Annotated in this window: 13 protein-coding genes and 1 tRNA gene; 7 read left to right on the plus strand and 7 right to left on the minus strand. The window is 63.7% G+C overall.

Going from position 1 to position 14,259, the window contains the following annotated elements:
* Positions 1 to 8 precede the first annotated feature (8 nt).
* Positions 9 to 1,193 carry a trans-sulfuration enzyme family protein gene (locus tag EU811_RS00475; RefSeq protein WP_142936572.1) on the minus strand — a complete coding sequence of 395 codons (1,185 nt, stop codon included), beginning with the start codon at positions 1,191 to 1,193 and terminating at the stop codon, positions 9 to 11.
* A gap of 73 nt (positions 1,194 to 1,266) precedes the next feature.
* On the opposite strand from EU811_RS00475, the gene tmk reads away from it, so the two are divergent.
* Genes tmk through EU811_RS00490 form a run of 3 tightly spaced genes read left to right on the plus strand, consistent with a single transcriptional unit; the run spans position 1,267 to position 4,747 of the window.
* On the plus strand, positions 1,267 to 1,956 hold the full coding sequence (tmk, locus tag EU811_RS00480) for a dTMP kinase (RefSeq protein ID WP_142936573.1): 690 nt from the start codon (positions 1,267 to 1,269) through the stop codon (positions 1,954 to 1,956).
* Positions 1,953 to 3,104 (plus strand): DNA polymerase III subunit delta', encoded by a 1,152-nt coding sequence (locus EU811_RS00485; RefSeq protein ID WP_142936574.1) that lies wholly within the window; start codon positions 1,953 to 1,955, stop codon positions 3,102 to 3,104. Before tmk ends, EU811_RS00485 begins: the two co-directional genes overlap by 4 nt.
* Before the next feature lie 8 nt (positions 3,105 to 3,112).
* Entirely contained in the window at positions 3,113 to 4,747 is a 1,635-nt protein-coding gene (locus EU811_RS00490) for an alpha/beta hydrolase (protein ID WP_142936575.1), read from the plus strand.
* Here EU811_RS00490 and EU811_RS00495 read toward each other — a convergent pair.
* Positions 4,744 to 5,475, minus strand: coding sequence for an HAD family hydrolase (locus EU811_RS00495; RefSeq protein ID WP_142936576.1), 732 nt, complete (start codon positions 5,473 to 5,475; stop codon positions 4,744 to 4,746). The genes EU811_RS00490 and EU811_RS00495 overlap by 4 nt on opposite strands.
* 215 nt (positions 5,476 to 5,690) lie before the next feature.
* On the opposite strand from EU811_RS00495, the gene EU811_RS00500 reads away from it, so the two are divergent.
* The 3 genes from EU811_RS00500 to EU811_RS00510 all read left to right on the plus strand — a co-directional run bounded on the left by EU811_RS00500 (position 5,691) and on the right by EU811_RS00510 (position 7,452).
* A tRNA-Thr gene (locus tag EU811_RS00500) sits at positions 5,691 to 5,763 on the plus strand.
* Between the two features lie 169 nt (positions 5,764 to 5,932).
* Entirely contained in the window at positions 5,933 to 6,193 is a 261-nt protein-coding gene (locus tag EU811_RS00505) for a helix-turn-helix transcriptional regulator (protein ID WP_142936577.1), read from the plus strand.
* A complete protein-coding gene (locus EU811_RS00510) occupies positions 6,190 to 7,452 on the plus strand; it encodes a type II toxin-antitoxin system HipA family toxin (RefSeq protein WP_142936578.1) in 1,263 nt (420 codons plus the stop codon). The genes EU811_RS00505 and EU811_RS00510 overlap by 4 nt, the downstream gene beginning before the upstream one ends.
* On the opposite strand, the gene EU811_RS00515 is transcribed toward EU811_RS00510, so the two are convergent.
* The 4 genes from EU811_RS00515 to EU811_RS00530 are packed head-to-tail and all read right to left on the minus strand — an operon-like array spanning position 7,421 to position 11,461.
* Positions 7,421 to 8,629, minus strand: coding sequence for a DUF6226 family protein (locus EU811_RS00515; RefSeq protein ID WP_142936579.1), 1,209 nt, complete (start codon positions 8,627 to 8,629; stop codon positions 7,421 to 7,423). The genes EU811_RS00510 and EU811_RS00515 overlap by 32 nt on opposite strands.
* A 28-nt stretch (positions 8,630 to 8,657) precedes the next feature.
* The gene (locus EU811_RS00520) at positions 8,658 to 9,887 is read right to left on the minus strand and encodes an amidohydrolase (protein WP_142936580.1); all 1,230 of its coding nucleotides are present in this window, start codon (positions 9,885 to 9,887) and stop codon (positions 8,658 to 8,660) included.
* Positions 9,888 to 9,930: 43 nt separating this feature from the next.
* Positions 9,931 to 10,665, minus strand: a complete 735-nt coding sequence (locus tag EU811_RS00525) for a hypothetical protein (protein WP_142936581.1) — start codon at positions 10,663 to 10,665, stop codon at positions 9,931 to 9,933.
* Between the two features lie 46 nt (positions 10,666 to 10,711).
* Entirely contained in the window at positions 10,712 to 11,461 is a 750-nt protein-coding gene (locus tag EU811_RS00530) for a DUF5058 family protein (protein ID WP_142936582.1), read from the minus strand.
* Between the two features lie 273 nt (positions 11,462 to 11,734).
* On the opposite strand from EU811_RS00530, the gene EU811_RS00535 reads away from it, so the two are divergent.
* Positions 11,735 to 13,183, plus strand: a complete 1,449-nt coding sequence (locus tag EU811_RS00535) for an amidase (RefSeq protein WP_142936583.1) — start codon at positions 11,735 to 11,737, stop codon at positions 13,181 to 13,183.
* On the opposite strand, the gene EU811_RS00540 is transcribed toward EU811_RS00535, so the two are convergent.
* A complete protein-coding gene (locus tag EU811_RS00540; protein WP_142936584.1) occupies positions 13,164 to 14,120 on the minus strand; it encodes an Lrp/AsnC family transcriptional regulator in 957 nt (318 codons plus the stop codon). The genes EU811_RS00535 and EU811_RS00540 overlap by 20 nt on opposite strands.
* Between the last annotated feature and the right edge of the window lie 139 nt (positions 14,121 to 14,259).

Raw genomic sequence — 14,259 nt, forward strand, 5'->3', positions numbered from 1 at the left:
CCTTTAGCCTAGCCGTCCAACGACTTCAGCGCTTGCTCGAGGTCGGACCAGAGGTCTTCCATGTTCTCGATCCCCACACTCAACCGGACCAGGTTCTCCGGAACGCTGAGCGGCTCAGCCGTGTGCCGGCGTCGGCGTTCAATCAGAGACTCGACTCCGCCGAGGGAAGTTGCAGGCAGCCAAAGCTGCAGCGCGCGGACCAATTCGTCGGCGGCGTCGGCACCACTGCGCTGTTCGTCTCCAGCGATCTGGATGCAGAGGATGGACCCGAAGCCCTTCATCTGTACCTTGGCGCGCTCGTGCCCGGGATCGCTCGGGAGGCCCGGGTAACGGATGGTTTCCACCCGGGGGTGGCTGCTGAGGCGTTCGGCAAGGGTTGCCGCTGAGGCCTGCGAGCGTTCAATCCGCAGCGCCAAGGTGCGGAGACCGCGCAGAGCCAGCCAAGCCTCAAACGGCCCGGCGATGCCGCCGTGGATGATGCGGTGATGGAGCAATGTGGCGCGCAGTTCCGGGTTGGACGTGACGAGGGCGCCGAGGACGACGTCCGAATGTCCCGCCAGGTATTTGGTCACCGAGTGAAGTACGACGTCGGATCCGAGTTTGAGGGGCTGCTGCACCAGAGGCGTGGAGAAAGTATTGTCCGTGACCACAATTGCGCCGACCGCGTGGGCAGCGTCCGTCAGTGAGCGGATGTCGGCGATGCCGAGCATGGGGTTGGTGGGGCTTTCCAGCCAGAGCAGATCTGCCTTCTTGCCCGTCTGGGGACTGATGAGCGCCTTCACGGCGTCCGTGTCCGTGATGTCCACCGTGCGAAGTTCGAGGAATCCCTTCTCAGCAAGTTCAGTGGCCATGACCAGGGAACCTGCGTAACTGTGTGAGGGCATCACCACCACACCGCCGGCGGGCACAAGGGACAGCGCTGAGCTGACGGCCGCCAGGCCGGAGGCGTAGAGCAGGCCTGGCAGGGTGGCGCCTTCCAGTTTGGCCAGCGCGTCCTCGAAGGGATCCCAGGTGGGGTTGGCGTAGCGCCCGTAACCGCGATCTCCGTCGCCTAATGAACCTGTTCCGAAGTATGTGGAGGACAGGACGATGGGTGGGTTGACGGGCTCGTCGTGGGCGCGGTCGGGGCGACCGGCCGCAACTACAACGGTTTCCGGAGACAAATCGGCGGCACGTTGATCGGAAAGGCTCATGGTTTCAGCGTAGCCGCGGGCAATGCTGTGGATAAAAGCCGTCTCGCATGCCGGTGATCGGTAGGCTAGTCCAGTGAGTATTAAGAGCCCAGGCCTTTTCATCGCCTTCGAAGGCGGGGACGGAGCGGGCAAGTCCACCCAGGCCGCCCGGCTCTCTGACGCCCTTGAGTCGCGGGGTCTGTCCGTCCTGCGCACCCGTGAGCCAGGCGGAACTCCCATCGGCGAGAAATTGCGCTCCTTGGTCCTGGACCACGGACACGGAACCATTGATCCGCGGACCGAAGCCCTCATGTTCGCGGCCGCCCGCGCCGCCCATGCCAGCCAGGTGATTAGGCCTGCGCTTGTTGAGGGAACAGTAGTCATCACGGACCGCTACATTGATTCCTCCGTCGCTTATCAAGGTGCCGGGCGCGGACTTGGCGCCGAGGGTGTTTTGTCGCTCAACGAGTGGGCCACTGAAGGCCTCCACCCGGACCTGACGGTACTGCTCGACGTCGACCCCTCCGATGGCCGCCGGCGCCGGACCGCCGGGGACGCCACCGAGGACAGGTTGGAGTCCGAGCCTGACGATTTCCATTCCGCGATCCGGCACGCGTTCCTGGACCTCGCAGCGGCTGCACCCGCCAGCTATCTGGTGCTGCCCGCCAATGCAGATATCGAAACCTTGGCGTCCCGGATCCTGGAGAGGGTGGAGGCCTTGCTGGTTGCCAATGGCGTGCCGGCCTCTTTGAAGGACGATACTGTTTTGGGCGACCGCCCGTGAGCGTTTGGGACGACCTCCAAGGGCAGGCACCTGTGGTTGCCCAGCTAAAGCAAGCGGCACAGGGCGACACCGGCCTGACCCATGCGTGGCTCTTCACCGGTCCGCCGGGATCGGGCCGTTCAAACGCAGCCAAGGCTTTCGCGGCAGCCTTGAACTGCGAGCAGGACGACGTCACCCTGCGCGGCTGCGGTCAATGCGCTGCCTGCCACACCATCCTGGGTGAAACCCACTCAGATGTGACGTTCGTGCGGACCGAGAAAGTCACCATCACCATTGATGAGGCACGCGAACTCGTCTCCAAGGCAGGCGACCGGCCCGCCACTGGGCGGTGGCGGATCATTGTGGTGGAAGACGCGGACCGTATGGCAGAGCGGACCACCAACGTGCTGCTGAAGGCCATCGAGGAACCCACACCCAGGACCATCTGGATGCTGTGTGCCCCCTCCCCTGCCGATGTTTTGGTCACCATCCGTTCCCGATGCCGCCCGGTGAGCCTGCGGCTGCCGCCAGCCTCCGACGTCGCCGACCTTCTGGTGAGGCGCGACGGCGTCGAACGCGGCCTCGCCGACCGTGCGGCGCGTGCGGCCCAAAGCCATATAGGGATTGCACGCCGGCTGGCCCGCGATGCCGATGCACGGCAGCGCCGCTTGGATACCGTGCGTATACCTCTTGGTCTTCGCGGCGTCACCGCTGCGGTGATGATGGCTGAAAAGTTGGTCAAAATAGCCACCGAGGAAGCCAATAGCTCCAACGACGAACGCGACGCCGCGGAAAAGATCGCACTGCTGGCGAGCCTGGGCGCTCCTGAATCCGGGACACTCCCACCCTCCATGCGCAGCCAGGTCAAGCAGCTTGAGGACGATCAGAAACGGCGTGCCAAGCGCTCCATCACCGACTCGTTGGACCGCACGCTCACAGATCTGCTGTCCTTCTACCGGGACGTCCTGATCATCCAGCTGGGGAACGCCGTGGAACTGGTCAACGTTGAACTCAAGAGCGAACTGGAAGACTACGCGGGACAGTCAACACCGGAAACCACCCTGGCCCGAATGGACGCCATCAACAAAGCCCGTGTCCGAATCACCACCACCAACGTGGCGCCGCTGTTGGCGGTTGAGTCCATGGCCACGAGCCTCATCCAGCAATAGGAGAATGCATGAAGTCCGCACCCCGCCGGTCCGCCGGTACCCCTTCAAGGGACCGGTCTGCCCAGCTTGAAGCGGGTGGTGGTTCGGCGATCCGGGGTGCTGCACGGGGGTCCCGCCGCGGGTTTGCGGCGGTCTGCGTTGCCCTGGCGTCCATGCTGGTACTCAGCGCGTGCACTGTCCCGTTCCTGCCGCCTCCAACGGCACAGCCGTCCACCAGCACTGTGGATCCGTCCATCGCCGCCTCAGCTCCTGATGGCCTGGAGAAGTACTACTCGCAGTCGGTGGAGTGGAGCTCATGCGAGGACGGCTTCCACTGCGGCAAAGTGCAGGTGCCCAAGGACTACGGCAATCCTTCATCCGGGGACATCACCCTTTCTGTCATCAAGTTGCCCAGCACCGGCAACAAGCAAGGGTCCATTCTGGTCAACCCCGGCGGCCCAGGTGGTTCGGGCGTGGACTTCGTCAAGGACGCCGGCAACACCCACTTCACCGAGAAATTGCGCGCCAATTATGATGTTGTCGGTTTTGATCCCAGGGGTGTGGGCCGTTCCGCGCCGGTGACCTGTATGACCGACGCCGAACGTGACGCCGCCCGCGAAAAAGTGTTCCGCAAGAACACTGACGAAGGGCTGGCCGCCGCGCTTGCCTTCAACAAGTCCTTCGCTGAGCAGTGCGCCCAGCAGACCGGCGATGTCATGGGGCACATAGATACCGTGAGTGCGGCTAAGGACCTGGATGTCCTGCGCGCGGTGTCAAACGATGCCAAGCTCAACTACCTGGGCTTCTCCTACGGCACCTTCCTGGGCTCCACCTACGCTTCACTTTTTCCGGACAACGTGGGCCGGCTGGTCCTCGATGGCGCCGTGGATCCTTCCATCAGCAACGAAGAACTGACAGCGGGCCAAGCAGTCGCTTTCGAAAAAGCCCTGCGCACCTACGTGGGCAGCTGCCAACGGCAGCAACAGTGCCCCCTGAGCGGCTCAGTGGAAAACGGTGTCCAGGAAATCCGGGAACTCATCACGGCTGTGGACCAGAACCCCCAGACCGCCAAAGACGGACGGTTGGTGACCTCCAACGACTTCGTCAACGGTCTCATCCTCCCCCTCTACAACGACCAAAGCTGGCCGGCCCTGACCCAAGCGCTGGAAAGCGCCTTCTCCGGTGACGTGTCCCAGATGATGCGGTTGGCGGATCTTGGCGCCGACCGCGAACCCAACGGCACGTACAGCTCCAACTCCGCCTTCGCATTCCAGGCCATCAACTGCCTGGACTACCCGATGGTGACCGACACCGCCGCCATGCGAGCCGAGGAAGTCCGCCTCATGCAGGACTCCCCCACATTCGGGGCGTTCTTTGCCTACGGAGGCGTCAGCTGCAAGGACTGGCCCTACGCCAGCACGCGCACCCCGGCACCCGTGGAATACAACGGCTCCGCACCCATCGTGGTGGTCGGCACCACCGGCGACCCCGCAACTCCGTTGCAATGGTCCCAGTCGCTGCGCAAGCAGTTGGAGAATGCCTCCCTGGTTACGTGGGAAGGTGAGGGGCACACAGCGTACGGCCGTGCGAACTCCTGCGTCAGCACCGCCGTCGACGACTACTTTGTTGACGGCAAACTGCCGCAGGACGGCCTCAAGTGCTAGAGGTGGCTGGCTTCGCGCTTCTCCACCAGGAGCGGGAGCTGCTTGATGGAATCCACCACGACGGTGGCTCCGGCCGCGCGTAGTGTCGCCTCTGAATGGGAGCCGGTGAGGACACCTGCCACGAGGGATGCTCCGGAACGAACACCCGAGAGCATGTCCGAGCTGGTGTCACCCACCACAGCCACCTCCCTTACGTCGTCGAGGTCAAGGGCGAGCACCGCCGTCAGGATCATGTCCGGGTAAGGCCGTCCACGTCCAGCGTCGGACGGGCACAGGCTGAGGTCCGCCAGCCCCATCCACCCGAGCGATTCCAGCACCATGTTCTGGGTGTGGCGGCCGAATCCCGTGGCCAGGCAAACCCGCATACCGGTCTCACGCATCCACAGGATGGCTTCCTCCGCTCCGGCAATGGCCCGGACACCACCGTCTTCAATGAACTCGTCATAGCTGTTCTCGAAAACTCTGTTGGCGCTCTCGGCCACGGCAGGATCCTCAAAGAGGTGGCTGAAGACAGTCATTTTCGAGAGGCCCATGGTGTCCCTGGCGTAGCCGAGCATGCTCTCGAACCTGGTGGTTCCGGGTTCAATTCCGTGGTCAACCAGCGCCCGGGACATGGCACGCTCTGTTCGGCCGTCGTCCGTAATGGTGGTGCCTACCATGTCCACCACGGCCAGTCTCAGCCGGTTGGGTGCTTGGCTGGCGTCCTTGGGCAATGCATCCCTCGTCATGGAGCGGCTCCTTCGGCCTGTTCTTGTGACGGCGTACTCCGCCACGGGTGATTCCCCAGCTTCCGGCCACCGGGAAACCTCCGCCTGAACCCGGCCCGACGCGTGGGTGAACATCCCCGCAACGGCCGCCGTCGCCCTCGTTTTGACCCGGGTGCGGTGCCTCTATTACAGTTATGTCTTGCGTGATCGCCCGGGAAACCGGTGATGAACGCGGTGCTTCCTTAGCTCAGTCGGTAGAGCGTTTCACTCGTAATGAAAAGGTCATCAGTTCGATTCTGATAGGAAGCTCAGAGAAAAAAAGCCCCGCCGGCTCGTTGAACCGGCGGGGCTTTTCGTTTCCGAGGCCTAGGACAGAGCCGTCCACGCATACTTGTGATGGAAATATCGAACATTCGCCCAAGTCATTGAAATGTTCAAAATATAGGACATTTGGAGTGTTGAGTCGTATGATCGATATATGGAACATTCCGATGAGTTGACACCGTTTTACCGGGCCGTCGACGCCGCCTCCCTAGGGCGATCCATCGCTGAGGCACGCAAAGAGGCCGCACTCACCCAGCACGAGCTTGCCGTGAGACTGGGCGTCACCCGCGGCACCATCGTGCGCCTTGAAGCCGGCGAAGCAGTCTCCATGGTCGTGGCTATGCAAGCCATCAGGGCCGTGGGCCGCGACGTGGCCCTGGTGCCGCGCTTTTCGAAGCTGCAGGTTCGGCCATGAGCCCCCGCAAGACCCTTGATGTGTACCTGCGCGGGGACCGAATCGGTGAGCTGCGCGGCAACGGCCTCAAGCTGTCCTTCCAGTACGCCCCGCAGGTGCTGGCCGCCTACGGTGCCGGGTCCATCCTGCTATCACTGTCCCTGCCGCTGACCAGAAAGCGCTTGGACGGGGTGGAAGTCTACAACTTCTTTGACGGTCTCCTGCCCGAAGGCCAGGTCCGTTCCAACCTGGCCAAAGAACACGGTGTCACCGTCCCGGACGCTTTTGGGCTGCTCCGCGTCCTGGGCGCCGACTGCGCCGGGGCCGTCCAAGTCCTGCCGCCAGGGGAACCCCCCGCCCGGGAGGACGCTGCAGCGCCCATGACCGCAGAAGAGGTCATCAACGTGGTCGAATCCCTGCCTACGTGGGACCTGCCGGAGCATTTCCTGGTCACTGCGTCCTTGGGCGGCGTCCAGTCCAAGGTGCTGCTTTCCCAACATGGCGACGGCTGGGCCTGGCCAGGCAGTGGTTCGGTGTCGACCCACATCATCAAGCCCGAACCACTCGAGTCCACCATCCCGGAGCTGCTCCCCGCCGAGGACTGGGCTTTGCGGACAGCAGCCGCGGCAGGGCTTCCCGCGGCCAAAGCCCATCTGGAAAGCTTCGGATCCCGTCGGGCCATCATCGTGGAGCGCTTCGACCGCACAGGCGAGGGCAGCCGGTTGCACCAGGAAGACTTCACCCAAGCCTTGGCCCTGGCCAGTGAAGCGAAGTACGAAGGCACCACCGCACCGCCCTCGCGCCTGACCCGGCTGGTCAACGCCGCGGCGCCGCACACCCGCGACGAGGCCGCGTTTCGCCGTGACCTGTTGCGCGCCGTGACGTTCAACCTGCTGATCGGCAACGGCGATGCACACTCCAAAAATTACTCCCTCATGCTGCGCGACGGTGGAGAAGTGCTGCTGGCTCCGCTCTATGACGTTGCGCCCACCCTGCTGCTGTACCAGCCGAGCGGCCTTGCCGGGCACGCCGTCAGCGGCCAGATCCGGCTGGGCTACATCACCTTGGAACATCTGGTCGCCGAAGGGGCAGCCTGGGGCATGGACGACGACGATGCCCGTCAGACAGTGGCTTCAACACTGGAGAGGGTGGCGGCAGCGGCGGCGGAAACAGCGCCACCTGAGTCCCTCGGCTTCCTGTCCGAGCTCATCGCGGTCCGCGCCCAGGACCTACTGAACGGCGGCACAGCTAGGCGGGTCCTGGTGCCGAAACACGAGTAGACCTTCCGCCCCTCCTGAGTGGCCATGCTTTCCACCCATCCGGGACGGCTTGGAGTCGCTCCTCAGCGGCGGCTAGTTGAGCGGGCGTGGCTCCCACGGGGCCACGCCCGCTACGGTTGCCGGATCCATCAGCAGCGAAGAGCGCGTACTCCGCCCACTTCTTCCGGCCCACGGGGTAGCGTTCGGCGTAGCCGCCTGCGGCAACGCCAAGGACCAGTTCCTCCAGGCGGGACGCTTCGCTCTCAGCGGTCTCGTCACAAGCGTCGCAGCCGCAGATGGGAAACGGGAAGTCGTGCAGCACACCGGCGTGAACCACCACCCCCGGGGAATCGGTCAACACAAACGTCAGCGGGGCGGCGAGTGGGTCCCGCGATGTCAGACGCGCGGCACCGATCACCTCGTCAGTGTTCATGGACACGTCCGTGGCATGGGCTGCATCCCAGCTGACATCAACGTCGTACGCGCTCTCCAAGTACTCGATCAAAGCCCGAGCCACCGTGTGGAGCCCTTCGAACCGTTCCCTGTGAGTTTCCACGCTGTAGGAGTCCTCGGGTGGGCTATCTGCGCCCCATCGGTTCCCGTAATCAATCACTTGGCCATGAGGGTCGCGATACCGAGGCGATGACAGTTCAGGCCGTACAAAAGGTTCGCGGGCTTGCCCGCTGGGAACCGGTCGCAATTCGGGGAGCGCGGGACCGTCCGGCTCGTCGCCAGCCCATTCCGCAAGGTGCGTGAGGAGGCCGGCTACCATACCGTCGTCGGCCTCCCCCAGCCCCTCCATCAAGCGGTCCACCGTGATCATCATGTCGCGGTCGCCTACTTCGCGGGATCCGTCCGCCATCACTGTCCAGTGCGCTTCCGGGCGCATGGCCGCAATGACGTTTCCAACGAAGATGGTGGCGGCTTCATTGAGGCCGGGGTCGCCCGGGATGTCGCCGATGTTGGTGCGCAGGAATCCCAGCAACGCGTTCACGTCGGAGGCAAGCTGCCCAGCGGAAACTCCCCTGCTTTCGCAGAACGCCACGAAGGGCGCGTACCCGGCAAGGTGCTTGACCGGGGCTGCGTCCTCCGCCGCTGGCCCGGATTGGGCCGTCCGCCGACTCAGTACAGCTTTGTTCGAAAGCGGTGCTGACATTCCAGATGCAGGCCCGCCAAAAAGATCTTCAATTTCCCCCATGGGCAACATCCTAGGGCGGACCCGGATGTTAGTGGCCCAGCCGGGACATCAACACGGCGACGGCGGCGGAGACTCCCCCGGCCAGCGAACCTTCCAGCTCGGGAGCGAAGAACGGCGAATGGTTGACAGGGATGGGACCAGGCCCTTCATGTCCGTCCAGCGGTGTGCCACCGAACATCCAGAACACGGACGGCACTCCGATGGCGGTGCCCAGGTGCCCAAAGTCCTCGCTGCCCATCATCGGTGGGGTGATTTCGACGGCCTCATCCCCCAACGCAAGCCGCATGGCCTCAACAACGGACGGAACGGCGTCGGGATCGTTGAAACATTGCGGAAAGCGGTACATCTCCTCGATATCCGGCCGCGGCGCCCCGGAGGCGGCGGCTTCGGCCTCGATGATGCGTCGAACGGCGGCGAGGACCTGGCCGCGGACATCGTCGTCGAAGGTTCGGATGTTGAGGGTGAACTCGGCCGAGGCAGGGATGATGTTTTCTTTGAGGCCCGCGTGGAACGTGCCCACGGTGACGACGGCGGACTTCCGCGGATCCAGCTCGCGGGACACGATGCCCTGCAACCGCGTGACCATGTGGGCGGCCATCACGATGGGGTCGATGGAATCCTGTGGCTGGGAGCCATGGGACTGCTGGCCGTGAACCGTGACCCTGAGCGAATCCGCCATGGCGGCTACCGGTCCGCTGGAAATCGCAACCGTACCTACCGGGCGGGGCATGACATGCTGCCCGAAGATCACTTCCGGCCGCGGTGCTTTGTCCCACAGTCCGTCGTCGAGCATTGCCAAGGCACCGGCGGCAGTCTCCTCGCCGGGTTGGAAGATCAACACCAGCGTTCCTGACCAGGCATCCCGGTTGCCCGCAAGCAGTTCGGCGGCGCCCAGCAGGCTGGCCACGTGGGTGTCATGGCCACAGCCGTGCATGACCGGTACTACCGTGCCGTCCGGCAGTGTGCCTGTATCCCTGCTGGCGTAGTCCAAGCCGGTAGCTTCCTCGATGGGCAAGCCATCGGAATCGGCGCGGAAGGCCACCACGGGTCCGTCGCCGTTTCGCAGGATTCCCACCACTCCGGTGCCGCCGCAGCGGAAATGCTCAATGCCCAGGCCGTCCAGTTGCTCCTCGATCAGGGTAGCTGTGGCGAACTCCTGCATGGAGAGTTCCGGATGTGCGTGAAGGTGCCGGTACAAGGCATGTAGTTTGGCGGTCTGGCTGGTATCGAGCTGGAGGGCGGTAGCTGTTGACGTCATGGGTCCTGTCTTCCTGGTGGATGCGGGCTTGTTCCGGGCGTTGCTACTCGATGTGGATAGGCTTCGCCTCGGCAATGGTGGACTTACCGCGGAAGAACCATGCCAGCAGGATGGTGCCCAGCACAGCGATAGCGGTGGACACCATGGCGAGCGAAGGCACCAGCGGAAGCACGACGAACACGACCACGGCCGAGATCAACAAGGCGAACACAGTAGTGCGGGGCTGCTTCATGGAAACGATGGCCTGCACCAGTACGGCTCCCAGGACGGTGGGCAGCACGTACAGCCGGGTGACGAGCAGCACCGACGGCGGGATGACGCTGATGAGCCAGCTGCCCAGGAGACCGACGAAGATCGCCAAGGAGACCAGGTGGACTACCGCTGCGCCGCAGATAGCAACGACGGCGGCAAGTTCCGCCCGCTTGCTGCCCGGCTTTGCGCCGATGTTGGTTTGGGCGATCAGTGCCGCTGGCAGGAGCTTGTTGGAGATGTTGCCGATCATGAACGCCTGGTACATCGCTGCCGGGCCCAGGATCGGGTAGTACGTGAGCGGCTCGACGATCCAGATGATGCCGAATGTTGCGGCTACTGCCGCGAAGGCGATCCACAGCTGGGCGGGTGCAATATCCAGCCCGGTAGCGAAAACCAGGTACAGCGGACCCGCCACGGAAACCAGGAGGCCTGCGATCATGGTGATCTGGCCCCAGCGGGACGTGGTGCGGCTGAAGTCCGCCATGGCGGTGTTGTTGGCGGTTGGAGCAGAAGTGATGGAAGACATGGGGTGTTCCTTTCGGACCTAAAGAATGACGACGTCGGCAGGCGGCTTAGGCGCTGACGGCCAGGTAGGCGGCACTGAGGCCAATGACGATCGAGATTCCGAGCCCCCATTCCCGCAACCAGCTCTTGCCGATTTTCTTGGCCAGCAACAGGCACGTGCCCATGACCGCTGCGGAGACTGCGAAGGACAGCACATGGATTCCAGATTTGGGCAGCTCTGTGAGACCCAGGCAGGAGAAGGCGCCGATCAAGGCCGCCGCAGGGACGATCGCCATGGCTGCTGGATTCACCGAGCGGATCTTGGCGTCACCCTTGCGCAGCAGAGGCGTCAGGATCAAGGTAGCGAGCATCCACATCGCCCCGCCGATGCTCATGGCAAAGAACGCCACCGCGAAGACACTTTGCGTGTAACTGGCATCGCCCAGCTTGGCCCCCATGGAACCTGCTGCGATGCCCGCGGCCGAAACATCGTAGGCAGCCGAGCCGATCAGGCCGATCCGGGACAACACAGCCGGTGCCCCGAAGAGACCCAGCAAAGCAATGGCCACCAGCGATACCGCCAGGGAGGGACCGATGGCCGAGACAGCGCCTGAGCGGAACGAGGTCCTGATGTCTTGCACACTCATGTCCACTGAGGGAGCAGCGCGTCGGGCTGCCTTCATGAAGATGACGGATTGGATAATGATGACGCCAAAGACGCCGGCCACGCAGATCCAGAGGACGGGATTGTTGGCAATTGCCATGATGTCGGTGGAGTCGGTGGGTGCTAGCGGTTGAAGAGCCAGGGGTTGGTGCATGGGAACCTCCCAGGTGTTGGCCCCCGGCAAGCCAACATCCGGACGACGCTGTGCGGTATGTGGTGCCGTGGGGCAAATCCTTACCCATCGACCAGATCGGCCAGTGGGTTACCAACACCCTCTGCTATGAGCCGGATCACACACAATAGCTGACGGAATCAGCCTCAGAAGTGGCCGAATTGTTCAAAGCTTGCCATTGGTTGATTCGGGGCTTCCCCCCGTCAAAGTGACCCGGCACACTTTCAGGCAGTAGCAATCCAGCAAAGGAGCACCATGTCTGACACCCTTGGCGAGCTGTCCGCCGTCGAACTTTCCGCAGCCATTCGCCGGAAGGAAGTCTCGGCGCGCGAAGCGTTGACCGAACACCTGGAGCGCATTGCCGAGATTAATCCCGTCGTCAACGCAGTGGTCACCCTCGACGCTGAAGGTGCACATGCCCTGGCACACCGGGCAGACCAGCTCACAGCATCCGGAGCGGAACTGCCACCCCTTCATGGGATTCCCATGACCCACAAGGACACCAACAACACAGCCGGGATGCGCACCACCCAGGGCTCACTGGCCTTGCGTGACTTCATCCCCGACGCCGACGACCTCATCATTGCGCGCCTGAAGGCAGCCGGCGTGGTCAGCACCGGAAAGTCGAACGTCCCCGAGTTCGGCGCCGGCTCCCACACGTTCAACGAGCTCTTCGGAACCACCACCAACCCCTACGCGCCAACATTGAGCGCCGGCGGCAGCAGCGGCGGAGTGGCCGCCGTCGTCGCATCCCGCGTCCAGAGCATCGGCGACGGCAGCGACATGGGCGGATCACTCCGCATTCCGGCCTCCTTCTGCAACGTGGTGGGTTTCAGGCCGTCGACGGCGGTCATCCCCATGCCGTCCGACGTCAACGCCTACGCGTGGCTGGGGAGGACAGGGCCCATGGCCCGGAGCGTGGAGGACATTGCCCTGTTCATGTCCGTCACGGCGGGAAAGGATCCCCGCGTTCCGCATCCGGCCGGCCTGGACCCGGAGGTATTCCGATCCACCTTGGAAACCGACATGCGCGGTGTGCGAATCGGGTGGTCCCGCGACTTCGGGATCGGGGTCCCGGTGGACCCGGAGATCGTGGATCATCTTGAGCGGCAACTGGCCATCTTCGAAGATCTCGGAGCGATTGTGGAGGAAGCCACCCCGGATTTCAGCGAAGCGGACCTGGTGTTCGGCAATACCCGAGCCCTGGACTTCGCCGCCGGCCTCGGACCGATCCTGGAGCGTGCCGGTGACGTCATCAAGCCTGAAGTCCACTGGAACGTTGAGAAGGGGTTCGCGCTGACGGCGCGGGATGTCATTGAGACCGCGGCCGCCCGGACCCGGCTGGAATTGAGTGTTCAGGACTTCTTTGGACGGTACGATCTTTTCGCCAGCCCCTGCGCCCAGGTTCTCCCCTTTGACGCAACGCTGCGGTACCCCGCGGACATTGCCGGGACGGCCTCGGAGACGTACTTGGATTGGATGCGATCAGCCTGCCTCCTGTCCGCAACCGGCCTGCCTGTGCTCAGTGTTCCCGCGGGATTCAGCTCTGCCGGACTACCTATCGGCCTGCAGCTCGCCAGCAACCATTTCACGGACATGCAGTTGCTTCGCTATGGCCGCGCGTTCGAGCAGCAGACGGGGTACGCCGCCGTCGCCCCTGTTGTCTCGGCCGGCCACAAGCCGCTCACGACTGTGAGCGCATGACCCTGCCACCGCGCTTCCTCGCATCAAGGAGGATCGAAACATCCACGCCAGCGGCGTTTTGTGCCCACTCCGAGGTGGTGATGAAGCGGTAGAGCGCAGCCATGTCCTCCACCGTCACGTCAGCCATGATCTGGTAAGTGCCTGCGATCGCTGCGGCGTATCGGACGGTGGGAAGCTCAGCCAAGCTCTTCCCCACGTGTTCAACATGTTGCGGCGAGGCACGGATCCACAGCAGCGCTTCAACGCCAAGGCCAAAGGAAGCGGGCTCTACAATGGCCCGCAAGTGGACCCGGTTGTTGGCAAGCAACCATTCGCTGCGGCGGCGGGCAGTTGCCTCTGAAACGCCCACCCGGCGGCCTAAAGCCTCAAAACTCATCCGGCCATCGGCACACAGCGCGTCCACGAGTTCGTTGTCCTGGCGACTCAAATCCTGCCGCGGCACCAAGGCACCCGAATCCTGGGTGAAGGTGGAGCGGAGTGCCTCCGCTTTGTCGGCGGTGAGAATCTCCGGCCGCCAACCGCGGATGGTCCGGAAATACCGAAGCACGGGGTAGCTGGTGGAATCGCGCAAGCCAAGCGTGGCCGGCAGCTCGTCAGAGAGGACCTCCGCCATGCGAGAGGGTTCAGTGAGTACCTCAGCTACACAGTCACCGGTGCCGGTGGTGGTGTAAACGAAAGTGGTGTCGGAGCGTTGCGAGAGTGCGTGAACTGCGGCACGTACCGTCCCGGGCATGCACCGCATTTCCACCAGCACTACCGACGGCTTGGGCCGGATGCCCACCACAGCCACCGCACCGGATTCCAGCAACTGCGATCCCCTGCGGGCAACAGTTCGTTCGGCTTCTCCCAGGACGGCGGCAATCTTCCGCCACGGGCAGCGCGGATCCAGTTGCAGGGCAGCCACAATCTGCCGCTCCAATGCGTCAAACACCACCATGCCAACTCCGTCCGTCTGCGTCGCTCAATTTCATCACGGACACCGGCGGCGACGCGTCGCGGACGCGAGTGGCGTTGACGAGCGTTAAAGGCAGGTGCCCCGCACCCATGAAGGGTACGGGGCACCAAAGTGAGACTTC

The organism is Arthrobacter sp. TS-15 (assembly GCF_006964045.1).
Classification (GTDB): Bacteria; Actinomycetota; Actinomycetes; order Actinomycetales; family Micrococcaceae; genus Arthrobacter.